Source organism: Rhodococcus sp. SJ-3, from assembly GCF_051918125.1.
Taxonomy (GTDB): domain Bacteria; phylum Actinomycetota; class Actinomycetes; order Mycobacteriales; family Mycobacteriaceae; genus Rhodococcus.
Genome location: NZ_CM123306.1, coordinates 2,224,577 through 2,248,070, shown reverse-complemented (window position 1 = coordinate 2,248,070; position 23,494 = coordinate 2,224,577). Strand labels below are relative to the sequence as shown.

Here is a 23,494-nt window from a genome sequence, read left to right as displayed (position 1 = left end):
GCCGGGTGTGGCCGTCGAGGTGGCCCACGGATCGAGTGAGAGCGGGACATGAGCGAGAAACTGTTGGCCGATCGTCCACTTCATCTCGTGGTCGACGAGGACCCGGTCGACTACGACGTGGCGATGGCGCGGATGCAGGAGATGTACGACGAGCGACGGGAGTCGCGGCGCCCCGACACGCTCTGGCTGCTCTCCCACCCCTCGACCTTCACGGTCGGTGCACGCACGAAGCCCGAACACCTCCCCGTCGGCACGGGCATTCCGGTCAGGGAAACGCGCCGCGGAGGACAGCTGACCTATCACGGTCCGGGTCAGATCGTCGGATACCTCATCGTCGAGCTGCGGGCAGGCGAGGGCGTCGTCGACTATGTCCGTGAGGTCGAGCACCGCCTCGTCGACGCACTGGGTGCATTGGGCGTTGCCGCCGAGCGCCGCGACACCCCGCGGGGTGGCGAACTGCTGACGGGCGTGTGGACGAAGAACACCGGCCGCAAGATCGTCTCCATCGGGATGCGTTCGGGGCGCGGCATCACAACTCACGGGTTCGCGCTCAATGTCGAGGGTGACATGCAGCCGTGGCACTTGGCGGTCGCGTGCGGGCTCCCGGACGTGGAGATGACGAACATCGAGACCGAGCTGACGGAGATCGGCCACGTCTCCCCCGGTCTCGCCAAGACCCGAGAAGCACTGGCGACGGCGTTTCAGGCGCACGCCTGACGGCAGTTCAGCGCGGGAGCTCTTCGAGTAGTACACGCAAGCGTTCGAGGTCCGCCGCGACGATCGCGGTGTCCCGATCGAATTCGTCGTCGGACAGTCCGATCTGGCGCACCGTGAAGAGAATTTCGGAACCGTTCGGGTGCGGGAGTACACGCACCGGGTTGTTCACTGTCGTGCCGGACGGCAACGTGACGTCGTGATCGAGTACTCCTAGCTCGTTGTGCGGGGTGAAGCGTACGGTGACACGACCCATGGGTGAGTCCACCACGAGGGTGTCGCCGACGCGTTCGACGTGGCTCTGGGCCAAGCCCGACGCCCATGCGGGCAGGTTGTCGGGGTTCGCCGCGAACTCGTACACCTGCGTCGGCGGACGTGCGATGACCTGACTGACGTGGCGGCTGCGGATGGTGGGCGGATCGTTGCTCATGGGCGGAACGCTATTGCGCAGGCCGGCGATTGTCTTCCAGAAGCGGTGCGGTGTCCGGACCGACGAGCTCCATTCGGCCGTCCCCGAACCACACGAGATCGAGGCAGCCGTCCGGAACTATCAGCTGTGCAACTACTGGCGGACTGCGGCGTTCCCACGTGCACGTCACCACGTCGGACTTCGACGGGTATTCGCGGTACATGCAGCCGAGTCCATCACATTCGGATAATTCGTGCATTCGGTGACGCCAGCTGGTCTCGACGGTTCCCTCATCTGCCGCAGTGCGGAAGGATCGTGGCACCGCAGTGCTCGAGATAGGGGAACTCGTGACCGAAACTGTTGCTCCCGCGACCGCAGGCCCCGGCCGCGACCGTCAAGGTGTCGTCTACCGCGACGGTGCGCTGGGCCGCAGGCCCGCCGTGCCGACCGCGTTCGGCGACCTCGAACGCGAGGCGCGCCGCGTCAGCTCCACCCGAGCGTGGTCGTACGTTGCAGGTGGTGCAGGTGAGGGACGCACGATGGTCAACAATCGCCGTGCGTTCGATCGGTGGGCGATCGTTCCGCGCATGGCACACGGGATCACTGAACGCCACCTCGGCACGACCGTGGCGGGCACGTCGTTGTCGTCACCGCTGCTGCTCGCCCCGGTCGGGGCGGGCGCGTTGATGGCGCCCGACAGCGACCTTGCGATCGCGCGCGCAGCAGCCGCGACGGGCGTGCCGTACGTCTTCTCCAACCAGGGCTGCAATCCGATGGAGGACTGCGCGGTCGCGATGGGTGATGCGCCGCGCTGGTTTCAGCTGTACTGGAGTTCGGACGAGGCGCTCGTCGACAGCCTTCTGCACCGCGCCGAGACGATCGGATCGGAAGCTGTGGTCGTCACCCTCGACACGACCATGCTGGGATGGCGTCCACAAGACCTGAATCTGGGATCGTTGCCGTTCGCGCGGGGTGAGGGCATCGCCCAGTACACGTCGGATCCGCGGTTCCGCGATATCGTGCGGCAGCGGATCGACGCGGCACGCGAGATGATCACCGAGCGACCCGACGTCACGCTCGGTGCGCTCCGTACGTTGATCTCGATGACCCGTAATCATCCGGGTAAGTTCCTCGACAATCTGCGTTCTCCCGTGCCGCGGGCCGCGGCAGAGACGTTTCTCGACATCTACTCGAATCCCGGGCTGAGCTGGGATCATCTGGCGACGCTTCGTGATCGCACGAGGCTGCCGATCGTGCTCAAGGGCATCCTGCATCCTGACGATGCGCGGCGTGCTGTCGATCTCGGCGTCGACGCAGTTGTGGTGTCGAACCACGGCGGACGGCAGATCGACGGCGCGATCGCCTCGCTCGATGCGCTCCTCGAGATCCGGGCCGCAATCGGTCGTGAGCCGACATTGTTGCTGGACAGCGGAATCCGAAGCGGTGCCGACATGTTCGTCGCGCTCGCACTCGGCGCCGATGCCGTGCTGCTCGGCCGCCCCTACATGTACGGGCTCGCGGTAGCGGGGCAGCGCGGGGTCGAGGAGGTGATCCGCAACGTGATCGCCGAGTTCGACCTCACCATGGCGTTGACGGGCGCGCGCTCTATCGCCGACATCGACGAGCGTTTCGTCCGTTCCAATCCGTCTTTCTGACAGGAGTTTTCTGTATGGGTTCCCCCATCGTCGTGTACGGGGCAGGCAGCATCGGTTGCTACATCGGCGGGCGGCTGGCGGGTGCGGGAGCCGACGTCGTGTTCGTGGGAAGACAGCGGGTCGCCGACGAGGTGCGTGAACACGGACTGCACCTGACGGATCTGGACGGCGCCGATGTACGGCGGCGATCCGTCGACTACCGCACCGAACCGGACGTGATCGCCGATGCGTCCCTGGTGCTGGTGACGGTGAAGTCCTCCGCCACAGCGGAGGTAGCGGCCACTCTGGCTCCGTTGCTGCGCGACGATGCGATTGTCGTCAGCCTGCAGAACGGGTTGTCCAACGCGGCCCTGATACGAGAGAAGATCGACCGGCCCGTGCTGACGGGGATGGTGCCGTTCAATGTGGTCGCGCAGGGCAGGGGCCGGTTCCATCAGGGTTCGGAGGGCGGAATCGAGGTCGAGGACAGTGGTCTGCTCACGCCGTATCTGCCGCAGTTCGACGCGGCAGGACTCCCGCTGACTCTTCGGCCGGATATGGATGCGGTGCTGTGGGCGAAGCTGCTGCTCAACCTGAACAATCCGATCAACGCGCTGTCGGGACTGCCGCTGAAGGCCGAGCTTTCACAGCGCGCCTATCGACGTTGCATTGCTGCGGCGCAACGCGAAGCCCTCAGCGTCGGGCGGGGTGCGGGACGTACCGCGGCGCGCCTCACGCCGTTGCCGCCGTCTTGGATCCCCCTGTTGCTGACAGTGCCGGACGTCGTGTTCCGCAACGTTGCGTCGTCGATGCTCGCGATCGATCCGCTCGCCCGGTCGTCGATGTGGGAGGACCTGGAAATGGGGCGTGTCACGGAGGTCGAGTGGATCAACGGCGAAGTGGTGCGTCTCGGTCGCGAGCACGGTGTCGCGACCCCGGTCAACGATCGGCTCATCGACCTGATCCGCACCGCAGAGCGCGGTGGCCGGAGGGATTGGCCGGGCCCCGAACTTCTGGTCGCACTCACCGCGTGACCGTCATACCGGCCATGGTCGACACCGGAGCCGGACCCATCAGCGCTACCGCCACCGTGATGCGGGAACAGTGGGAGGCACCACTCGCTCCGATCAGCGTTTCTCCCGCGTCCGAATGCGACCGAAGCACCGTGACGGGTCTCGCTGGAATAGGGGCACGCCTGCATCTCGGATAGCATCGCGTGGCGTGAGTGAAGCCAGGACGACCGAGGACCCCGTCCGACCACCGGCAGTCGAGCCGTCGGCGACCCGATCCGAGGTGACGCAGGCACGACTCATCGCCCTGGTCGGAGCGCTCGTCGGCATAGTCGCGGCGCTGGCGATCCCGTTCTTGCCTGTGACGCAGACCCAAGGAACGCTGAGTTGGCCGCAGGGCGGTACCAGCGCAAGTGTGACCGCTCCGTTGGTGTCGTACGCCCCCGTCGAACTCGATATCACCATCCCCTGCGCCGTCGCAGCGGACGCCGAGGGCACCACCATCGTCTCGACATCCCCGCAGGGTGCACCCAACGCCGAGCGGTACGGGCTTGTTGCGCGCGTCACGTCGGCCTCCGGCGAACGTCCCGCCACCCTCGAGGTGATCGCGCGCAACACGATGCTGGTCTCGGTGCCCGTCGACGAACTGGCGCCCGGGTGCGCGCTCACCGTGAGTTCGAATCCCACTCGCACGGTCGCCTCCGTCAGCGGCGCAGGGGGCGCGGACACCGAGCAGGTGTTCGAGCGTGACCTCCGTCCGCAGATGGTCGGTGTGTTCACCGGCCTGACGGGCGACCTGCCCGACGGGCTGGCGGTCGACGCCACCCTCGACACTCGCTTCACATCCTCTCCGACCTGGATCAAACTGCTCGCGATGGTTGTCGCGGGCCTCGCCACCGCCGTGTCGCTGTGGTCGCTGCACCGGCTCGACACCACCGACGGCCGACGTTCCCGCCGCATCCTGCCCTCATCGTGGTGGTCGTTCCGCCCGGTCGACGGCGTTGTGGTCGGTACTTTGCTGCTCTGGCACATCATCGGCGCGAACACCGCAGACGACGGCTACCAACTGGGTATGGCCCGGGCGGCAGGCGAAGCCGGATACATGGCCAACTACTTCAGGTGGTTCGGCGTACCGGAGTCGCCGTTCGGCACACCGTTCTACGACGTGCTCGCCCTCATGACCCATGTCTCCACCGCGAGTGTGTGGATGCGACTGCCCGGCCTGGCCGCAGGCCTGCTCGCATGGTGGGTGATCAGTCGCGAGGTCGCGCCGCGGATCGGCGCCGCGGTCCGCCGGAACTCGATACCGCTGTGGACCGGCGCCTTCGTCTTCCTGGCGTTCTGGCTCCCGTTCAACAACGGCCTGCGTCCTGAGCCGATCGTCGCGACCGGTGTCCTGCTGACGTGGTGCTCCGTCGAGCGCGCGATCGCCACCCGACGGCTCTTCCCGGCTGCGGTGGCAGTGCTCGTCGGCGCAGTCACCGTCACCGCCGGGCCCTCCGGCATCATCTGCTTTGCCGCGCTGATCGCCGGTGCGCGGCTGATCGCCCGCATCGTCCTCGCGCGTGGCCGCCAGTTCGGGTTCTTCGTCGTGCTCGCACCGATCGTCGCGGCGGGAACGGTGATCCTCGCGGCCGTGTTCGCCGATCAGACGCTGGCGGCGGTGCTGGAGATGCAGTCCGCGCATGTCGTCGGCCCGAGCGTGCCGTGGTTCCAGGAATACCTTCGCTATCAGTACCTGCTGCAGATCACCGTCGATGGCTCGCTCGCGCGTCGTTTCGCGGTGTTCACGATGGTGTTGTGCCTGATCACGGTAATTCTGGCGCTGATGCGCCGCGGTGGCAAGGTACCCGGCGCGGCGCAGGGGCCGTCCCGGCGAATCGTGGGCATCACCCTCGGCGCGATGGTGCTGATGATGTTCGCCCCCACGAAGTGGACGCACCACTTCGGGATCTATGCCGGCCTGGCTGCCTCGGTGGCGATCGTCGCGGCGGTCGCCGTGGGACCGATGGTGCTGCGTTCGCGCCGCAATCGCGCGTTGTTCGCGGCGGCGGTGCTGTTCACCGTCACCATGTCGTTCATCGGCCCCAACGGATGGTGGTACGTGTCGAGCTACGGCGTGCCGTGGTGGGACAAGCCGCCGTCGATCGCAGGGTTCGGGTTCTCCACCGTGTTCTTCGGACTGACAGTGCTCGCACTGCTGCTGGCGGCGTGGTGGCACATCCACCCTGTCGCCTCCAGACGCACCGATACACCCTCGCGGCTCTGGTCGATTCCGCCGCTCACGGTCGCGGCCGCCGCAATGGTGCTGTTCGAGGTGCTCTCCCTCGCGAAGGGTGCGGTCTCGCAGTACCCGGGCTACTCGGTGGCCAGGTCCAACATCGATGCGCTCACCGGAAACTCGTGCGGTCTGGCGAACGACGTCCTGCTCGAGATGGATCCCAACGCGGGAATGCTGACCCCGGTCAGTGGCGACATCGCGAACGCACTGGTGGCAGGCGGCGGCGATGGTTTCAGTCCCAATGGTGTCGCCGACGACCTGACCGCCGACGACGAGTCCGCCGACGCGGGCACCGCGAACACCGTCGACTCCGACAACGATCAGACGGCAGGTGGCACGGCAGGTACCCAGGGCGGTACCGGACAGGCCGGTGCAAACGGCAGTATCGTCGCGCTGCCGTTCGGTCTCGATCCCGCCACGACCCCGGTCCTGGGCAGTTACGGCGGCATCACCGGGAACGTCACCACCGACTGGTACCGCCTGCCCGAACCGGATGCGGCGGGCTCGCGCGGCGACATCGTGTCGATATCGGCGGCCGGACGCATCTTCTCTGTCGACGCCGACGGCACCGAAACCTACGGGCAACGGATCGAACTCGAATACGGCGTCGCAGAGGGCGATGCCGTGCGCGCACTCGGGACCGCCCTCCCGATCGACATCGGACCGGCGCCGTCGTGGCGGAACCTGCGGGTGCCGCTCGACTCCCTTCCCGCGGAAGCCGACACGGTGCGCATCGTCGCACACGACCACGATCTGGCACCGGAACAGTGGCTCGCGTTCACACCACCCCGTGTGCCGCAGACGCAGACGGCTCAGGCCGTTCTCGGTACCGAGTCCCCGGTCCTGCTGGATTGGGCGGTCGGTCTGAACTTCCCGTGCCAGCATCAGATGTTGCACAGCAACGGTGTTGCCGAGATCCCAGAGTTCCGCGTCCTCCCGGACCGCGTCGGAGCCATCTCGACGAACCTGTGGCAGGACCACTACGGTGGCGGCCCGCTCGGCTGGACCGAGATGTTGCTCGGTGGTCGCACGATCTCCTCGTACCTCGACCACGACTGGGACCGTGACTGGGGTTCGGTCGAGCAGTACCGTCCGCTCGACGCGTCGGCCGAACCTGCGCACATCGACACGGAGGAGAGGACCCGGACCGGGTGGTGGACCCCCGGACCGATCGAGACCTCGTATTGAGTCGGCGGGCGGGGGCCGGGTAGGCCAGAATGAGGCCATGCGGTCCCCGATCCCGGATTATCTGAACGAGGTACTCGAGACGTGCGCGGCCGATTCGGGTGAGCTTGCGGACTACATTCCGCAGCTGGCAACGGTCGACCCCGATCGGTTCGCGCTGTCGCTGGTGACCGCGGAGGGCGACGCGTACTCGGTCGGCGACTACGCGGACACGTTCACGATCCAGTCGATTTCGAAGCCGTTCGTGTACGGTCTCGCACTCGAGACCCTCGGGTTCGAGGCTGTGCTCGACCATGTCGGTGTGGAACCGTCCGGTGAGGCGTTCAGTGAGATCTCGCTCGAGCGGAACACCGGTCGTCCGCTCAACCCGATGATCAATGCCGGTGCGCTCGCGACGCATGCCCTCGTAGCATCCGCGCCGTCGGCGGATTCCGGCGTCGAGCAGATCCGGAAGCTGCTCTCGTCGTTGGCCGGGCGCGAACTCGACATCGACGACAAGGTTGCAGGATCGGAGCTGGACAACGGTTATCGAAATATCGCGCTGGCCAACCTGCTTCGCAGCTACGACGTATTCACCGGCGACCCGGACGACGTGGTCGAAGGGTATGTACGACAGTGCGCGGTCCGGGTGACGACCGCCGATCTCGGAATGATGGCTGCCACCCTTGCGAGCGGTGGAGTTCAGCCGCATACGGGTGAACAGATCTTCTCCAGGCCTGTGGCGCGCCAAGTGTTGTCGGTGATGGCGACGTGCGGAATGTACGACGCGGCAGGAGACTGGCTGACGAACATCGGGATCCCCGCCAAAAGTGGTGTATCCGGCGGGATCATCGGAATCCTCCCGGGACAGTTGGGGATTTCGGTTTTCTCGCCGCGTCTCGATTCGCACGGTACGAGTGCTCGCGGGGTCGAAGTCTGCGAACGTCTTTCACGAGACATGAATCTGCATCTCATGGACGCTCCGATGGTTGCGCACTCGGTTCTGCGTCGCCGCAGGGAATTCGGAGACGGAGATACCGCGGTCACCCTGCTGGTGTTGCAGGGCGACCTCCAGTTCACGAACGTGGAGACGATCGTCCGCGACCTGATCGACGAACCGATCGTCACCCCGCGGCTCGTGCTCGACCTGGCCCTCGTCCGTTCGGTGTTCCCGGCGGGTAGAAGGGTTCTGCTCGAGATGGTCCGTCGACTGCACCTCGACGGGATCGAGGTGATGTTCATCGATCCCGAGGAGCATTTCCCCGCTCCCGAGGTCGGCGGCGGTTACCGCCCCCTGGTGCTGGAGTCGATCGGCGAGTTGCCGATGGATGTGCAATGGAGACGAGGACTGCCTGATTGACCGGTCAGTTCGTTCCTGCCCGCTGAACGGCACGGACCGCGGCGACCACGCCGCCGTCGACGAGAAGGTCTGTGCCGGTGATGAAACCGGCCTGCGGGTCGAGGAGGAACGCAGCTGCACCTGCGATGTCGTCGGGGGTGCCGAGTCTGCCGGTCGCCGACATGTCCACCATCGATTGCATGCGCTGCCCGGATTCACCGGAGAGTTCCTGCCTGCCCATGGGAGTGGAGATGACGCCGGGGCTGATGGAATTGATTCGCGCCCCGCGCTTTCCCCATGCGGCCGCGGCTGCCTGCACCCGCAGGGCATTCCCACGTTTCGCGACGGTGTATGCGATTCCGGGGTGTCCCAGCTTCTCGGGGTCGAGGAAGGGAAGGTCGAGTAGTTCGGCTGCCGGTGTGACAGCGAGTGCCGTCTCGTGCTCGGAAGGTAGGGCTCCCATGTGGCCGGCCATGCTGGCGATCACGACGCCGGCCCCGCGCGGAGCGATGACCCGGGCGAACTCGTCGAGGACGAGTGCGACACCCAGTAGGTCCACTTTCAGGATTGTGTCGATGGGCGCCTGCTCGGGTGACACCCCGGCGGTGTGTGCAACGTGTGTGACGCGTCCGAGTCCGGCCGCGAAGTCGGCGAGCGAGGCCACCGAACTGTGATCGGATACGTCGACGACGTGCGTCTTCACGGTGTGGCCCTCGCCGTGGAGGGTGGTTGCGGCGTTGCCGAGGGTTTCCTCGTCGAAGTCTGCCAGCAGAACGGTGTGGCCTGCGCCGAGTCGCCGCGCAATCGCGAGTCCCATTCCGCCGACGCCGATGACGACGAGTACGTCGATGTCCATCATGTTCCTTTCGCGAGATCTGCTGAAGGTCAAGACCGTACGGTGCTGTGGCGGAGGCCGTAACGTGATCGGAACGATACTCGCCGATGGTGCTGATGGGGAGATTGGTGCTGGTGTGCGTGCTTTGAGAAGCCCTGCTGGCGTGAGTGCCGAACAGTGAGCTACGGTGTCCTGCGGTGTGCCGGAAGTCTGGTCGGCGAGAGATGTGTCGTACGTACGAGAGAAGATCCAAACATGCCGTTCACCTGTGAAGATGCAGCTCTGGTCCGGATCGGTGGGTGACAGGGAATGCTCACCAAGTCCCCGTACCGTTGTCCCGGCGATGACAGCGTCATCCATCACGCGTGTGCAGGAATGCTGTCGCATTGGCCGAGGCCCGTCGACGAGCAGGTAGCGCGTACGTCCCTCGGCGAGACCCACGTGCTCAGCGTCGGGCCCGCGACGGGGCATCCGATCGTCGTCCTTGCGGGAGGTGACCTCCCTGCTGCGGGCCTGCGCGATCTGGCCGACTCGTTCGATCCGTCCCGGCGAGTGCTGCTCGTCGACCTGCCCGGCTTGCCGGGAGCCAGCGCATGCACCCGTCCTGAGGGCAACGTCCACGCCGCGTACGGCCGATGGCTCACGGAGGTCCTCGACCTCCTGGAGATCGGTGTGGCACCGATCCTAGGGCTCGGATGGGCCGCGTCGGTTGCTGCTGCGATCACCGACGTCGAGCGGGTCGAGAAGCTCGTCCTCGCCGCGCCCCTCGGGCTGGTACCACGTGCGCGTTGGCACCGCGCACTGATTCCGGGCCTCCAATGGCGTAATGAGCCGAACTTCGAGAACACCGAGCGTTACCTACGCGCTCTCGCGGGTTCGGGCTTCGAGCCGGACGAGGCCACACTGCGGTGGTCGTGCCGCGTCGGCGCGTACTGCACGTCGCTGGCGGGGATGCCTCGTATCGGCCGGTCGCTGTGGCAGCGGTGGAACGGCCGCGCTGTGGAGCTCGTGGTGGGAGATCAGGACCCGCTCGTGCAGGTCGCCCCGCTTAGGAAGATCGCGAGCGAGATCGGCGCAACTGTCGAGGTCGTGCAGGGTGCGGGCCGCCTGCTCCCGCTCGAGGCACCGGCGCTGCTTGCCGAGGAGATGTTCGCGCCGATCCGATGAGTCGGGCGATGTGCTCGACGCGTGGATCCCTGTGCGGACGTCATGATTTCGCTCACTCGTGGGTATCGCGGTCGTGTGTCCCACGCGGTGACCTGTCGGGTCCGCTGCCGCGCGCGGCGATGTGACTCACTTCGCATTCACATCTAAGTTACTCGGTGGTAGACCCGTAACGGACAACCTGTGTGTTCGGGAGCTCCGTCGTGGGCGCTCGGCCGTGCGCACTACCTGGCAGATCCGCACGAAAGGTCAAGCATGCTCTTCAGCGCGATGTTCCCCCTGGCCGGACGCAAGAGTCGTCCCGCACCGGCAGCGTCGTCCACGACGCCGTCGGCGGAGTCGCTGCGCGTGACCGCGTCGGCGCTGCGGGCGTGGGGTGCAGAGGTCGACGCTGACGAGCTTGAGGCCCGAGCTGCGCGAGTGGCCGCTTCATAGTTTCGGCGGTAGGTTCCTACTTCTCACGGGAAGGAACTGACCTGTGGTCGACGACCGAGGTGCCGCCGCATATCGCCGCCCGTCCGCGCTCGCGGCGGTCGCCGTCGGCGGTGCGCTCGGGACGCTCGGTCGTTACTACGCCGGTCTCGTGTTTCCTTCCTCGCCGCACGGCTGGCCGACCGCCACGTTCGCGGTCAATGTCGTGGGAGCCTTTGCTCTCGGTTTGTTGCTCGAGGCTCTGCTGCGAACAGGGCCTGATACGGGTCGTCGATACCTGCTTCGCCTTGCCGCGGGGACGGGCCTGCTCGGCGCATTCACGACATACAGCACCTTCGCCGTCGAAGTGACGACTTTCGGGCGTGACGGCAATCTCGTGCTCGCTGCGTCCTACGCGGTTCTCTCGGTGATTCTGGGCGTCTGTGCGGCGGGTATGGGCATTGCGGTGGGTGCGCGCCTTGCCCGGCGTGGCGCGTCGTGATGTCCCTGTGGGTGGCTCTTGCGGGAAGCCTCGGCGCGCTGGCGCGATTCGTGGTGGACGGCGAGATTCGCAATCGTCGGAGCCTGCAGTTCCCATGGTCGACGCTCGTGGTCAACGTGTCGGGATCGTTGTTGCTCGGGATTCTGGTGGGCCTCGTCTTGCTCCACGACGCGGATCGGCGACTCGAAGTCGTCCTCGGCGTCGGATTCTGCGGCGGATACACCACATTCAGCACGGTGAGCGTAGAAACGGTGCGGCTGCTCGAGGAGGGCAGGTACCGCGCTGCGTTTTTCGGGGCACTCGGGACCCTCGTCCTCGCGGTGGTGGCAGCGGCCGCTGGATTCGGAGCCGTCCGGCTCATGTCGTGACGGCGAGCGCCCTGAGGGGCGCGACGCCGGGCCACCCCCGACGGGTGCATTTCGGCCCGGCGCCGCTGGTCTGTAACTCCCGTTGCCGGGATTACCACGACCGTAGGCGAATATAACGGAAAGGTCACGTCTTCATTGCGGCCGTTTCCGGTGCAGGCGACGGGGTCCGTCACTATTTCTGCTGGTAGGAGCTGGAATCCGGCAACCGGGAGACCGAACGGTATTCTTTGGAATAAGTGTCTGCCGTCACTTTTTCATCGGTGATGATTGCGAGAAGATCACGATCCGGAGGGGCGTGTCGGACCGAGTCGGACGCTGCAGACATACGTGCGGCCGACGACAATGTCGTCAGCCGCACGTATGTCGGTATCGGTGGCTCGCGGTGAGCCCGGGCTCAGTCCTCGCGCCTGCTCGGCCACCGCTCATGGAGGCGGCCGCGCTGGATGGTCGGGCTCGTGCCGGAGTTCTGCGAGCGCGGTGCTGGATCCTGCTGCCACTCACCGTCGACGTCTTGCCCCTGACCACCCTCGTACGGCTGCCCGTGCTGTGGGCCCTGACCGTACTGGGGTTCCGGCAAGTACTGGGCCTCGGAGTTGTACTGAGAGTCGGAGCCGTACTGGGGCTCAGGGTCGAACTGCGCCTCAGGGTCGTACTGCGGGCTCGAATCATACTGCCCTGTGTTCTCGGAGAACGAATTCCTCGGCGGCTGTCCTGCGGGCCGTTCGGAAATCTCCTGTGCGAGCGGGTACGGGTTGATCGCATGCTCGGTCTCGGTCGCCGATCGCTGCAGCCGCCGCGGACGGTCGATCTGGTACGTGTCGCTGACAGAGTTGCCCACGCCCTTGAGCAGTCGGATGGGCAGATAGACGCTCGCGGTGATGCCGGCGTTGGTCGTGGAGTCGAATGTCGGGCGCAGGCGCACCGTGATCCCGTTACGCGCAGCGAGGCGCGCGACCACGAACAGACCCATGCGTCGGGCGGCTCCCCAGTTGCCTTCGTCGTCGCTCGAGAGTCGATCGTTGACGTCGATCAGTTCCTCGCTCGGGATACCGATTCCGCGGTCGGCGATCTCGAGCAGCAGCCCGCCGTCGACCGCGCGGGAGAACGCGAATGCGACAGTGCTGTCCGGTGGGGAGGCGCGGAGCGCGTTGTCGAGAAGTTCGGCGACGAGGTGCACGATGTCGGTCACGGAGCTGCCGAGCAGGCTGCCTTCCGGTGCATTACCGAAATCGACACGCTGGTAGTTCTCGACCTGGGAGACCGCGGCGCGGAGCACGTCGCCCAACGGGGTGTCGGGCACGCGTCCCATGCGCTGACGGGTGCCTGCGAGCACGAGCAGCGAATCGCCGGTGCGTCGCATACGTGCTGCAAGGTGGTCGAGCGCGAACAGGTTCTGGAGTCGTGTGGGGTCGCGTTCTTCGTGCTCGAGCGAGTCGATGAGCGTGAGCTGCTGCTCGACGAGGGTCTTGTTCCGCCGCGCAAGGGTTTCGAGCATCTCGTTGACCTGACGGCGAAGTGCCGCCTGCTCACCTGCGAGGCGGAGCGCACCCGCACTCATGTTGTCGACCGCGCGGGCGACCTCACCGATCTCCTCACGCGTGGTGACGCGCACCGGATCGAGATTGACCGTTTCGATGTCGGCGCCGTTCTTGATCGTCGCGATCGCCTCCGGCAGGCCGACTTCGGCGGCACGGAGGGTGTCGTTGCGGAGGCGTCGTAGCGGCCGGATCAGAGAAGCGGCAACGAGCAGGGCGAGGGTGAGGGCGAGGGCGAGGATGACAGTCACGCCGATGGCCGTTCCCCAGGCGTCGCGCTTGGCCGTGGACGCGAGATCGTCGAGTGTCGTGACGATGCGGGTGCCTGCACCGTCGACGATCTCCTGGTAGATGGTCAGGGTCCCGAAGATGGAGTTGCGCAGTGCGGAGACGTCGGTGGAGGCGTCGTCGATACCCGCGATGAGGGCTCGTCGTTGGTCCATCAGCCCATTGAGCTGGCTTGCCAGCTCGGGATCATTGACGTTCTCGAGGAACAACGCGAGCTTGCCCGCCTCGGCGGCCTGCGCGTTGGTGAACATGAGGCTCGCCGCCTCGGACCCGTCCATGAGCGCCCCGAACGCGACGATCTGGTCGATGATCTCCCACTGGGTGTCCCAGGTGGAGAGGAGCAGGCCGGCATCGTCGAGCACCTGGGAGTCGCCGGTCGAGTCGACGATGGTGCGGAACACCAGCGTGATCCGGGAGACGAATCCCTGGACCTGTTCGTGGAGTGCCTCACGCGATACTCCGCCTTGCGTGGCGCTCTGGTAGAGGGCCTCGCCTTCCTGGACAGCGCGCGACACCGCGCCCATGATCTTGGGATCCAGCTCGTTGTCGGCGAGGAACGCGTCGAGCGCCGGCTCGTTCTCGGAGATGATCGCCGCGGCATTGTCGGTGGGCAGGTGGATCATGTTTGCCAGCGCAGCGCCTGCGACGCCCATGCTCCACTGTGCCAATGTGGGGATGATCGTCACCCGCTCGGCCTGCTCGGAGTAGTGCGTCGCCTCTTGGACGGTGTCGTACACGCGCAGTCCGCCGTAGAGCGAGGCGGCGATGAGGGGCACAGCGACAACCGCCGTGACCTTCTGCCACAGGCGCCAGTTGTCCGGTGTCGGCAGCCGTAGGTTGCGGAAGAGGCTCATGGGGGGTGGGCCTGGCCTTTCTGATCCGTGTCTCACACCGGCCGGGCCGAAATCGGGACCTTCCCCTGAAAAAAAGATCGGCAATCTAACACTCAACCAGTGAGATCTGGGCCAGATTAGGGCCGTGTCATGCGTTTATACAAATTGCATGTCCGATTTGGATATCAGGTATTCGATGTAACAGATACCGGACGTTCAGTATGTAACGGGCGACTGGGATAGGATCCCCCAGGCCGAGCAATCCCCCATGAAGAGGAGAAATGCGGTGGAACTGCGTCGAGTCGATCTCAATCTGCTCGTCGTCCTCGATGTCCTCCTCACCGAATGCAATGTGACGAAGGCTGCACGCCGACTGAACATGTCGCAACCCGCTACCAGCACCGCACTTGCGCGCCTGCGCAAGCAGTTCGACGATCCACTTCTCGTCAAGAGCGGACGAACCCTGCGGCCGACGCCGCGTGCACTCGCCCTCGCCGAACCGCTCCGACGCGTGCTGTCCACTGTGGAACGCTCGATCCTCACAGTCCCCGAGTTCGATCCCGCGACGGCCGAGCGTGCCTTCACGCTCTTGACCGGGGACTACTCGGAGGTGACGCTGCTCCGGAATCTCCTGAGACGGAATCGGTACCGATCACACGGCATCAGGTTCGACATGCAACCACTTTCGATGGCCGGGATCGAGGCTTTCCACCGCCACGAGGTCGACCTCGCCGTGGTGCCGGAACAACTTCTCGCGACATCCGAATTCGAACAGTGCCGTCGCCGGGTCGTCCTCCACGACCGGTACGTCGGGGTCGTGTGGAGCGGACATCCGTACGCAGGTATCGAACTCACCGCGGATGTGCTCGCGGGCTACCCGCTGCTGTCCTATCTGCAGTACGGCGGCGACAAGAGCCTGAGCCGGACTCTGTCCCGGGCCGGGATCGGCACGAGGTCGTCCGCGACGACCACCAACATCGCGGTGTTGCCGTACGTGCTCGAGATGACCGACCTCGTGACGATCATTCCCGAGCGCATGGCACGGCGGATCGCCGGTGTGGCGCAGCTACGGATCCTCGAACCGAACTTCTCGCTTCCCGCCGTCCGTGAGTGGGCGGTGTGGCACGAGGAGTTCGACGACGACCCGGGTCACCGCTGGTTGCGCACCGAATTGTCGGTGATCGCCACGCCCGATCTGGCTGCCGGACTCCACACCACACGCCTCTCCGCGGTGACCTGAAGGTTTTCCGGTCACCGCGGAGCGATCGGTCCGGTGCGGTCAGTTCGACCGCTTGCGGAGGATTACCGCGAGGATCACCGCGAGAATTGCGGCGATCCCCACGACCGGCGCGATGCGTTGCACGGCGGAACCGCTCGCGTAGTGCATGAGGTCGAGCGGCTCGGCTTCGGGCTGCGCCGCCGGTGCCTTCGGTGCGCTCGCCGGTGCAGAAGCAGTGCTCGACGGGGCATCAGCCGCCGGAGTGGAAGCGCTCGCGCCTGCGGCCGGAGCCTCCTCGTGCTCGGCTGCTGCCGGGCCGAGCTTCTCGGACAGGCACGCTGCGAACTGTTCGAGGATCTTGCCGCCGACGTCCGAGATCATGCCGCGGCCGAACTGCGCCGGCTTGCCCGTGATGGTCATGTCGGTTGTCACGGTGCCGTCGGTGTGGTCACCCTCGCCGGTGAGCACGATGGTGATGGTCGCGCTGACGGTCCCGTTGCCCCTCGCGTCCTTCGCGTTCGCTTCGATGACTGCTCGCTTGGCCGACTCGTCCTTCTCGACGTAGACACCGGTGCCCTTGTACGTGAGCGCGACCGGGCCCAGCTTGACCTTCACGGTGCCGGTGAAGGTGTCACCGTCCACACCGGTCAGTGTTGCCCCGGGCATGCATGGCGCGACCTTCTCCGGGTCGAGCAGCGCGGCCCACACCTCGTCGACGGGTGCCGGTACGGACAGCTGGTGTTCGAGTTGCATCGATTCTCCTGCGTCGTTTCTGCGGGGCTACTCAGAGTCCCGCCGCGGTCGTCACGGCTCGCCGGGCGAGGACCGTCGCCAGGTGGCTTCGATACTCGGCGTCGGCATTGCCGTCGGTCATCGGATCGGTCCCGTCGGCCGCGTGTGCGGCGGCCGACGCGATCGTGTCGGCGGTGGCCGCTTGCCCGACGAGTGCTTCTTCGACCGCGCGGGCCCGTACGGGCACCGCCGCCATGTTCGTCAGGGCGACCTTCGCTTGTCGGATCGTGCCATTGTCGATCTCGATTGTCGCTGCGACACCCACGATCGACCATTGTTGCGCTGCACGATGGAACTTCTCGTAGCGTGCCTGCCACCCCGTGTGCTTGGGAATGCGGATCTCCGCAAGGATTTCACCGGGCCGAACTGCGGTCGTGAAGTAGTCCTCGAAGAAGTCCGACGCCGTGACGGTGCGTGTACCGGACGCACCGACGATGACGAATTCCGCGTCGAGCGCCAGAGCGGGAGCCGACAGATCCCCTGCGGGATCTGCATGCACGAGCGCGCCGCCCAACGTTCCGCGGTGGCGGATCTGCGGATCGGCGACGGTGGCGGTGGCCTCAGCGAGCAACTGTGCATACCGGGCGACGAGCGGATCGTGCAGCACCTCGTAGTGCGTAGTGGTCGCACCGATCACCACGGTGTCGCCGTCCTCGCGGATACCGCGCAGGTCAGGGACGCGACCGAGGTCGATGATGGTGGTCGGTGCTGCCATCCGGAGTCGCAATACCGGCATCAGGCTCTGGCCTCCGGCCAGCACCTTGGCGTCTTCACCGGCTTCGTTCAGTGCCGAGACGGCCTCGTCGAGTGTGGTGGGAGCGGCGTACTCGAATTCAGCGGGAATCATCGGTTTGTCTCCTCGGCGGAACGGAGGGCGTGCCAGACCCGCATGGGCGTGCACGGCATGTCGATGGAACGAACCCCGAAGGGCCGGAGCGCGTCGAGTACGGAGTTGACCACGGCGGGTGTCGACGCGATCGTGCCTGCTTCACCGACTCCCTTGACTCCTAACGGGTTTCCTGGAGCCGGTGTGTTGGTGCGGTCGGTGACGAAATTCGGGAGGTCCACTGCCGTCGGCAGCAGATATTCGGCGAACGAGCCGCTGAGCAGTGTTCCGGACTCGTCGTGGACGGCTTCCTCGTACAACGCCTGAGAGATCCCCTGGGCCAGACCACCGTGCACCTGGCCCTCCACGATGAGCGGGTTCACAACGTGCCCGATGTCGTCGACGCATACGTACTTGCGGATGCGTACGTGCCCCGTCTCGGTGTCGATCTCCACCGCACACAGGTGTGTGCCGTGCGGGAACGAGAAGTTGTCCGGGTCGTACGTCGCTTCGGAATCGAGATTGGGCTCGACGCCGTCGGGTAGGTCGTGCGCGGCGAACACGGCGAGTGCGACGTCGGTCAGCGCGACCGACTTCTCGGTGCCCTTCACCTTGAACCGGCCGCCGGTGAATTCGAGATCGTCTTCCGCACATTCCATCAGGTGCGCCGCGATCGGCCGGGCTTTCGCCACCACCTTCTCGGCCGCCTTGACCACGGCGATGCCACCGACGGCGAGCGAGCGTGACCCGTAGGTGTCGAGTCCACGGGGCGACGACTGGGTGTCGCCGTGCAGGATCTCGATATCGTCGAACGGAATTCCCAGCTGATCGGCGACGATCTGGCTCCACGCGGTCTCGTGTCCCTGGCCGTGTGCCGACGACCCGGTGACCACCTCGACCTTCCCTGTGGGCAGCATGCGGACAGCCGCGTGCTCCCACCCGCCTGCTCCGTACGACAGCGATCCGAGGACTCGAGACGGTGCCAGACCGCACATCTCGGTGAACGTGGACACCCCGATGCCGAGCTGTACCGGGTCCTTGGATTCACGTCGTTGCGCCTGCTCACGGCGCAGGCCGTCGTAGTCGAACAGTTCCAGGGCTTTCGCAGTGGCCGCTTCGTAGTTGCCCGAGTCGTAGGTCAGGCCCGCCACCGAATCGAACGGGAACTCTTCGTGCTTGATCCAGTTCTTCTCACGTACTTCGATCGGGTCCATGGACAGTTCGACGGCGAGTTCGTCCATCATCCTTTCGATCGCGAACGTCGCCTCGGGGCGCCCCGCACCGCGGTATGCATCGGTGGGCACCTTGTTGGTGAACACGTTCGTGCAGGTGAAGCGGTAGGAGTCGAACTTGTAGATTCCGGTGAACATGAACGCGCCGAGGATCGGGACCCCGGGCGTGACGAGACGCAGGTAGGCGCCCATGTCGGCGAGCAGCTCGACCTTGAAACCGGTGACGGTGCCGTCGCGCCGGGCGGCGAGCGTGAGTTTCTGAACCTGGTCGCGGCCGTGATGTGCCGCGACCATCGACTCGCTACGCGACTCGGTGTACTTGACCGGCTTGTGGAGTCTGCGCGCGATGAGCAGCGTGAGTACTTCTTCCGGGGTCACCTGCAGCTTGCCACCGAAGCCGCCGCCCACATCGGGTGCGATCACCCGCAACTTGTGCTCGGGAATGCCGAGCGACATCGCCAGCATCAGCTTGAGCACGTGTGGCACCTGGGTGGCCGACCACATGGTGATCTGCGTGGCGGTCGGATCGACGACCACCGATCGGGGTTCCATGAACGCAGGTATCAGGCGTTGCTGACGAAAGGTGCGTTCGATGAGAACTTCCGCGTCGCGGATCGCGTCCTCGACGTTGCCCCCGCTGCCTGCTTCGGCGGAGTCGAATGTCCATGTGGCGCTGCGGTTGGTACCGAGGCCGGGGTGCACCAGTTCGGTATCGGCTGCCGCGTCGGTGAGGTCGAGCACCACCGGTAGGTCCTCGTAGTCGACGTCGATGGAATCGAGTGCGTCGTGTGCCTCGTAGGCGGTGCGTGCCACCACGACTGCGACCGCCTCACCGGCGAAGTTGACGGTGTCGACGGCCAGTGACGGTGCGGGTGGAGCCAGCTGGTCCTCGGTGATCGGCCACGCACACGGCAGGCTCCCCTGCTCTTCGGCGAGGTCGGCGCCCGTGTACACGGCGATGACGCCGGGCAGTGTCTTCGCCTCCTCCACATCGATGCCAGTGATGCGGGCGTGGGAGAAGGGACTGCGCAGGATCGCGGCATGCAGCATGCCGGGGAGGACGATGTTGTCCGTCCAGCGGGTCCGGCCGGTGAGGAGGTGCTCGTCCTCCTTGCGGCGACGGGACTGCCCGATCTCGGGCTCCACCCCGCTGGTGCTGCGTGATTCGGTGGTGGTCATCGGGCATCCTCCGTCCGAGTTCCCTGCATTCGCCGGGCAGCGTCCTGCGCGGCGGCCACGATGTTCTGATATCCCGTGCACCGACAGAGATTTCCTTCGAGGCCGTGCCGGACCTGCTCCTCGTCGGGGTCGGGGTTCTCGTTCAGCAGGTCGACGGTCGCCATGATCATGCCGGGCGTGCAGTACCCGCACTGCAGCGCGTGTTTCTCGCGGAAGGCTTCTTGGACGGGGTGGAGCGCGCCGTCCTTCGTGAGACCTTCGACCGTCGTGACAGCCCTGTCGTCGGCTTGCACGGCGAGCACCGAGCAGGATTTGACGCTCTTGCCGTCCAGCAGGACGGTGCACGCACCGCAGTTGCTGGTGTCGCATCCCACGACAGTGCCCACCTTGCCGAGTCGTTCTCGCAGGTAGTGGACGAGAAGGAGCCGGGGTTCGACGTCGTCGGTGTAGACCGCTCCGTCGACCGTGACCACGATGCGCATCGGACCTCCCAGTGCTTTCCACAATCCCGTGTGTGTGTTCCAGTGATATGAGTCACTGTCAGCTTCCTGTATCCCGCGCGTAGAAAGGAGGTGATTGACGGAAATCTCTCGGCCGCATCAGCGCTGGCGGCCGAAGCTCCGACCGCGAGAGGAAATGGACATGGCCCGGCTCGACAACAAGATCGCGTTCATCACCGGAGTTGCCCGTGGCCAGGGCCGCGCCCACGCCGTACGGCTGGCTCGTGAAGGCGCGCAGATCGTCGGAATCGATCTCGCGGGTCCGCTGCCCGGCGTCCCCTACGATTCCGCCACCCTCGACGACTTGGAGGAAACGCGGCGGCTCGTCGAGGCGGAAGGCGCGAAGGCGTACCTGAAGCAGTGCGACGTCCGCGATCTCGACGGTATGAAAGCGGTGGTCGAGGAGGGGGTCGCGCAGTTCGGTGGTCTCGATGTGGTGGTCGCCAACGCCGGTATCTGTATTCCGCAGACGTGGGACGAGGTCACGCCCGCGAGTTTCCGCGACACCCTCGACATCAACGTCACCGGTGTCTGGAACACGATCACCGCGACCGCGCCGCACCTCATCACCCGCGGTGGCGGGTCGATCGTCATCACCAGCTCACTGGCCGGTGTGAAGCTGCAGCCGTTCATGGTGCACTACACCACCAGCAAGCACGCGCTCGTCGGCATGGCCCGCGCTTTCGCGGCAGAACTCGGGCAGCACGACATCCGCGTCAACAGCATCCATCCCGGTGCGGTGAACACTCCGATGGGATCGGGAAGCATGCGTGAACGCATCGCACAGACCGCGGAGTCCAATCCGCGCCTCGGCGGCATGACCATGCCGTTCCTGAACAAGTACATGGCGGAGGCCGACGAGATCTCGAACATGGTCGCGTTCCTGGCCTCCGACGAATCCGCATTCGTCACCGCCCAGAGTCTTGCGATCGACGGCGGCGCTCAGTACTTCTGAGCAGGGGCTGTAGGCCGAATGTCACCTTCGGTCATTTCGACTGTATGAACGTCACCTTCGGCCATCAGTGGGGCGGGTGCGGCGACAACTCCTCGTGTGCGTGGATCGGCCCCTCCCGGTTCGCGAGACGCTCCCCCCGCCCGCCCCAGCGGAGGGCAATGATCTCGGCGCCGATCGACACCGCGGTCTCCTCGGGGGTGCGAGCACCGAGATCGAGGCCGATCGGCGAACTCAGCTTGGCGATCTCGTCTTCGGTGATACCGATCTCGCGCAGGCGGGCGAGCCTGTCGTCGTGCGTGCGGCGTGAGCCCATCGCTCCCACATAGGCGACATCGATTCGTAGCGCCACTTCGAGAAGCGGTACGTCGAACTTCGGGTCGTGGGTGAGCACCGCGATCACCGTGCGCTTGTCGACCCGGCCCGCTTCGTGTTCGGCGGCGAGATAGCGGTGCGGCCAGTCGACGACCACCTCGTCGGCCGAGGGGAAACGTGCGGGGGTCGCGAACACACCGCGCGCGTCGCACACTGTCACCCGATAGCCGAGAAAGGCACCGAGCGTGGCCATCGCGGCGGCGAAATCGATCGCGCCGAACACGAGCAGACGGGGCCGCGGTTGGAAAGCATTGACGAACACGGACATTCCTTCGCCGCGCCGCTGGCCGTCGGGACCGTAGTGCAGGGTTCCGGAACGGCCCACATCGAGCAGGCCGCGCGCGTCGTCGGTGATCGCGTCAGTCATGCGGGCAGATGGGAGTTCGCCGTCCGTCCGGTCCGGCCACACTGTCATGCGGCGCCCGACCACGGCAGGGTCGGGATGTTCGGTGACGGTGGCGATCGCGACGGGCTCGCCCGCGTGGATCGAATCGATGACATCACCGAGCGCGGTGAACTCGGCGGGATCGATGCGTTCGACGAAGACATCGATGATGCCGCCGCAGGTCAGGCCGACAGCGAATGCGTCGTCGTCGGAGACTCCGTATCTCTGTAGGACGGCGTTGCCGTCACCGATGACCTCCCGGCCCAGTTCGTAGACCGCACCCTCGACGCATCCGCCGGACACGCTGCCCGTGACGGTGCCGTCGCCCGCGACGAGCATCGACGCGCCTGCTTCGCGTGGCGCGGACCGGAACGTCGAGACGACGGTGCCCAGTGCGACGGTTTCTCCTGCACGGTAGCGGCGCTCGAGTTCGTCGAGAACATCACGCACGGTGGACCTCCTTCAGCAGTTCCTCCAACGTCGCAAGGCTGTGCCCGGCGAGCAGTCGGTCGAGGTGCGGGAGTGCGGCCGAGATCCCGGACTGGATGGGTTCGTAGCCGTCAGCGCCCGCATGGGGGTTGACCCAGAGTACGGCGTGGGCGAGCCGGCGCAGTTGTGCCATCTGTTCGGCGAGCAGAGACGTGTCGCCGCGTTCCCAGCCGTCGGAGAAGATGACGACGACAGCGCCCCGAGCGATGCCCCGCCGGCCCCAACGATCGAGGAACGCACGCAACGTGTCGCCGAGACGTGTGCCACCCGCCCAGTCCGGAACGGTGCTCGATGCCGCAGCCAGCGCGCGTTCAGGATCGCGGGTGCGCAGCGCACGCGACAGGCGGGTCATGCGTGTGCCGAGGGAGAACACTTCGGTGACAGCAGGGTTGCTGCGGGTGACGACGTGCGCGAAACGCAGGAGCGCGTCGGCGTAGGGGCTCATGGAGCCGGACACGTCGATGAGCAGTACCACTCGGCGTGGACGGGTCGCGCGACGGTGCCGGGCAGGCCGTACTGTCTCGCCGCCCGCAGCGAGCATGGCACGCAGGGTGCGCCGGGGGTCGACGGTGCCGCGTCGTGACGGCTGCAGACGCGCTGCGGGTCGTCTCGGGGGGCGGGGTTTCAGCAGCGTGAGCATCTCGTCGAGGTGGGCACGTTCGGCGGGGGTGAGTTCGGCGATGTCGCGGTGCCGCAGGATCTCGGTGTCGTCGGCGGCAACCTGGAGTCGTGGCGAGTCGTCGCCTTCGCTGTCGGATCCACTCGGTGAGGTGAGCGCGGCAACCGTGGCGGTGCGCTGCTGCTGTCCGGTGGTGCGGGAGATGACGGGCAGGTCGCCGCCGAACCAGGCTTCGAACGCGAGGTCGTAGCGGGGAATGTCGTCGGGGTCGCGGCAGAGGGTCGCGCGACCCGTCCAGTACACGTGCGCGGGGTCGCTCGCATCCACTTCACGCAGGGCGCGAACGTAAGCGTGCGTGGAGTCGAGTGTGACCGGGAGACCGGCCTCTTCGAGGGCTCGCGCGAACCCTGCAACGCCGACGAGCGCACCGTCGCCCACG

General features: G+C 66.1%; 21 protein-coding genes. 12 read left to right on the top strand and 9 right to left on the bottom strand.

The features are described from left to right. The first annotated feature begins 48 nt into the window (after window positions 1-48). Window positions 49-717 (top strand): lipoyl(octanoyl) transferase LipB, encoded by a 669-nt coding sequence (gene lipB, locus ACTDXD_RS10315; RefSeq protein WP_440126941.1) that lies wholly within the window; start codon window positions 49-51, stop codon window positions 715-717. 7 nt (window positions 718-724) lie between these two features. Here the strand turns inward: lipB and ACTDXD_RS10310 are convergent, their stop codons facing one another. Continuing rightward, window positions 725-1,144: an SRPBCC family protein gene (locus ACTDXD_RS10310; RefSeq protein WP_440126940.1), complete on the bottom strand. Its 420-nt coding sequence runs from the start codon at window positions 1,142-1,144 to the stop codon at window positions 725-727. A gap of 326 nt (window positions 1,145-1,470) precedes the next feature. Between ACTDXD_RS10310 and ACTDXD_RS10305 the strand changes: the two genes are divergently transcribed. The 5 genes from ACTDXD_RS10305 to ACTDXD_RS10285 are packed head-to-tail and all read left to right on the top strand — an operon-like array spanning window position 1,471 to window position 8,572. Continuing rightward, on the top strand, window positions 1,471-2,778 hold the full coding sequence (locus tag ACTDXD_RS10305; protein WP_440126939.1) for an alpha-hydroxy-acid oxidizing protein: 1,308 nt from the start codon (window positions 1,471-1,473) through the stop codon (window positions 2,776-2,778). Window positions 2,779-2,792: 14 nt separating this feature from the next. Next, window positions 2,793-3,791 (top strand): 2-dehydropantoate 2-reductase, encoded by a 999-nt coding sequence (locus ACTDXD_RS10300; protein ID WP_440126938.1) that lies wholly within the window; start codon window positions 2,793-2,795, stop codon window positions 3,789-3,791. Next, window positions 3,788-3,967 carry a hypothetical protein gene (locus ACTDXD_RS10295; protein WP_440126937.1) on the top strand — a complete coding sequence of 60 codons (180 nt, stop codon included), beginning with the start codon at window positions 3,788-3,790 and terminating at the stop codon, window positions 3,965-3,967. The genes ACTDXD_RS10300 and ACTDXD_RS10295 overlap by 4 nt, the downstream gene beginning before the upstream one ends. 11 nt (window positions 3,968-3,978) lie before the next feature. Next, window positions 3,979-7,236 carry an arabinosyltransferase domain-containing protein gene (locus ACTDXD_RS10290; protein ID WP_440126936.1) on the top strand — a complete coding sequence of 1,086 codons (3,258 nt, stop codon included), beginning with the start codon at window positions 3,979-3,981 and terminating at the stop codon, window positions 7,234-7,236. 37 nt (window positions 7,237-7,273) lie between these two features. After that, the gene (locus tag ACTDXD_RS10285) at window positions 7,274-8,572 is read left to right on the top strand and encodes a glutaminase (RefSeq protein WP_440126935.1); all 1,299 of its coding nucleotides are present in this window, start codon (window positions 7,274-7,276) and stop codon (window positions 8,570-8,572) included. A gap of 4 nt (window positions 8,573-8,576) precedes the next feature. Here the strand turns inward: ACTDXD_RS10285 and ACTDXD_RS10280 are convergent, their stop codons facing one another. Further along, window positions 8,577-9,407, bottom strand: a complete 831-nt coding sequence (locus ACTDXD_RS10280; RefSeq protein ID WP_440127605.1) for an SDR family oxidoreductase — start codon at window positions 9,405-9,407, stop codon at window positions 8,577-8,579. A gap of 288 nt (window positions 9,408-9,695) precedes the next feature. Between ACTDXD_RS10280 and ACTDXD_RS10275 the strand changes: the two genes are divergently transcribed. The 4 genes from ACTDXD_RS10275 to crcB all read left to right on the top strand — a co-directional run bounded on the left by ACTDXD_RS10275 (window position 9,696) and on the right by crcB (window position 11,831). Beyond that, on the top strand, window positions 9,696-10,553 hold the full coding sequence (locus ACTDXD_RS10275) for an alpha/beta fold hydrolase (protein WP_440126934.1): 858 nt from the start codon (window positions 9,696-9,698) through the stop codon (window positions 10,551-10,553). A gap of 252 nt (window positions 10,554-10,805) precedes the next feature. After that, window positions 10,806-10,985: a hypothetical protein gene (locus ACTDXD_RS10270; protein WP_247273837.1), complete on the top strand. Its 180-nt coding sequence runs from the start codon at window positions 10,806-10,808 to the stop codon at window positions 10,983-10,985. Window positions 10,986-11,028: 43 nt separating this feature from the next. Beyond that, window positions 11,029-11,463, top strand: coding sequence for a fluoride efflux transporter FluC (locus ACTDXD_RS10265; protein ID WP_440126933.1), 435 nt, complete (start codon window positions 11,029-11,031; stop codon window positions 11,461-11,463). Beyond that, on the top strand, window positions 11,463-11,831 hold the full coding sequence (crcB, locus tag ACTDXD_RS10260; RefSeq protein WP_440126932.1) for a fluoride efflux transporter CrcB: 369 nt from the start codon (window positions 11,463-11,465) through the stop codon (window positions 11,829-11,831). Before ACTDXD_RS10265 ends, crcB begins: the two co-directional genes overlap by 1 nt. A 394-nt stretch (window positions 11,832-12,225) precedes the next feature. On the opposite strand, the gene ACTDXD_RS10255 is transcribed toward crcB, so the two are convergent. Further along, window positions 12,226-14,508: a sensor histidine kinase gene (locus tag ACTDXD_RS10255; protein WP_440126931.1), complete on the bottom strand. Its 2,283-nt coding sequence runs from the start codon at window positions 14,506-14,508 to the stop codon at window positions 12,226-12,228. 265 nt (window positions 14,509-14,773) lie between these two features. Between ACTDXD_RS10255 and ACTDXD_RS10250 the strand changes: the two genes are divergently transcribed. Continuing rightward, on the top strand, window positions 14,774-15,727 hold the full coding sequence (locus tag ACTDXD_RS10250) for a LysR family transcriptional regulator (RefSeq protein ID WP_440126930.1): 954 nt from the start codon (window positions 14,774-14,776) through the stop codon (window positions 15,725-15,727). Window positions 15,728-15,766: 39 nt separating this feature from the next. On the opposite strand, the gene ACTDXD_RS10245 is transcribed toward ACTDXD_RS10250, so the two are convergent. The 4 genes from ACTDXD_RS10245 to ACTDXD_RS10230 are packed head-to-tail and all read right to left on the bottom strand — an operon-like array spanning window position 15,767 to window position 20,217. Further along, window positions 15,767-16,459 (bottom strand): SRPBCC family protein, encoded by a 693-nt coding sequence (locus ACTDXD_RS10245; RefSeq protein ID WP_440126929.1) that lies wholly within the window; start codon window positions 16,457-16,459, stop codon window positions 15,767-15,769. A 31-nt stretch (window positions 16,460-16,490) separates the two neighbouring features. After that, window positions 16,491-17,345, bottom strand: coding sequence for an FAD binding domain-containing protein (locus tag ACTDXD_RS10240; protein ID WP_440126928.1), 855 nt, complete (start codon window positions 17,343-17,345; stop codon window positions 16,491-16,493). Next, window positions 17,342-19,735 carry a xanthine dehydrogenase family protein molybdopterin-binding subunit gene (locus ACTDXD_RS10235; protein ID WP_440126927.1) on the bottom strand — a complete coding sequence of 798 codons (2,394 nt, stop codon included), beginning with the start codon at window positions 19,733-19,735 and terminating at the stop codon, window positions 17,342-17,344. Before ACTDXD_RS10235 ends, ACTDXD_RS10240 begins: the two co-directional genes overlap by 4 nt. Next, the gene (locus ACTDXD_RS10230; RefSeq protein WP_440126926.1) at window positions 19,732-20,217 is read right to left on the bottom strand and encodes a (2Fe-2S)-binding protein; all 486 of its coding nucleotides are present in this window, start codon (window positions 20,215-20,217) and stop codon (window positions 19,732-19,734) included. The genes ACTDXD_RS10235 and ACTDXD_RS10230 overlap by 4 nt, the downstream gene beginning before the upstream one ends. Window positions 20,218-20,377: 160 nt before the next feature. Between ACTDXD_RS10230 and ACTDXD_RS10225 the strand changes: the two genes are divergently transcribed. Continuing rightward, window positions 20,378-21,190 carry a mycofactocin-coupled SDR family oxidoreductase gene (locus ACTDXD_RS10225; RefSeq protein WP_440126925.1) on the top strand — a complete coding sequence of 271 codons (813 nt, stop codon included), beginning with the start codon at window positions 20,378-20,380 and terminating at the stop codon, window positions 21,188-21,190. A 64-nt stretch (window positions 21,191-21,254) separates the two neighbouring features. Here the strand turns inward: ACTDXD_RS10225 and ACTDXD_RS10220 are convergent, their stop codons facing one another. Together ACTDXD_RS10220 and ACTDXD_RS10215 are read right to left on the bottom strand one after the other, a co-directional pair. Further along, entirely contained in the window at window positions 21,255-22,397 is a 1,143-nt protein-coding gene (locus ACTDXD_RS10220; RefSeq protein ID WP_440126924.1) for an XdhC family protein, read from the bottom strand. After that, window positions 22,390-23,493, bottom strand: a complete 1,104-nt coding sequence (locus ACTDXD_RS10215; protein WP_440126923.1) for a vWA domain-containing protein — start codon at window positions 23,491-23,493, stop codon at window positions 22,390-22,392. The genes ACTDXD_RS10220 and ACTDXD_RS10215 overlap by 8 nt, the downstream gene beginning before the upstream one ends. Between the last annotated feature and the right edge of the window lies 1 nt (window position 23,494).

Coding starts and splice junctions, on each gene's coding strand:
- lipB (WP_440126941.1), top strand. CDS start 49: ATGAGCGAGAAACTGTTGGCCGATCGTCCACTTCATCTCGTGGTCGAC.
- ACTDXD_RS10225 (WP_440126925.1), top strand. CDS start 20,378: ATGGCCCGGCTCGACAACAAGATCGCGTTCATCACCGGAGTTGCCCGT.
- ACTDXD_RS10300 (WP_440126938.1), top strand. CDS start 2,793: ATGGGTTCCCCCATCGTCGTGTACGGGGCAGGCAGCATCGGTTGCTAC.
- ACTDXD_RS10270 (WP_247273837.1), top strand. CDS start 10,806: ATGCTCTTCAGCGCGATGTTCCCCCTGGCCGGACGCAAGAGTCGTCCC.
- ACTDXD_RS10275 (WP_440126934.1), top strand. CDS start 9,696: ATGCTCACCAAGTCCCCGTACCGTTGTCCCGGCGATGACAGCGTCATC.
- crcB (WP_440126932.1), top strand. CDS start 11,463: ATGTCCCTGTGGGTGGCTCTTGCGGGAAGCCTCGGCGCGCTGGCGCGA.
- ACTDXD_RS10245 (WP_440126929.1), bottom strand. CDS start 16,459: ATGCAACTCGAACACCAGCTGTCCGTACCGGCACCCGTCGACGAGGTG.
- ACTDXD_RS10255 (WP_440126931.1), bottom strand. CDS start 14,508: ATGAGCCTCTTCCGCAACCTACGGCTGCCGACACCGGACAACTGGCGC.
- ACTDXD_RS10285 (WP_440126935.1), top strand. CDS start 7,274: ATGCGGTCCCCGATCCCGGATTATCTGAACGAGGTACTCGAGACGTGC.
- ACTDXD_RS10230 (WP_440126926.1), bottom strand. CDS start 20,217: ATGCGCATCGTGGTCACGGTCGACGGAGCGGTCTACACCGACGACGTC.
- ACTDXD_RS10235 (WP_440126927.1), bottom strand. CDS start 19,735: ATGACCACCACCGAATCACGCAGCACCAGCGGGGTGGAGCCCGAGATC.
- ACTDXD_RS10310 (WP_440126940.1), bottom strand. CDS start 1,144: ATGAGCAACGATCCGCCCACCATCCGCAGCCGCCACGTCAGTCAGGTC.
- ACTDXD_RS10240 (WP_440126928.1), bottom strand. CDS start 17,345: ATGATTCCCGCTGAATTCGAGTACGCCGCTCCCACCACACTCGACGAG.
- ACTDXD_RS10280 (WP_440127605.1), bottom strand. CDS start 9,407: ATGGACATCGACGTACTCGTCGTCATCGGCGTCGGCGGAATGGGACTC.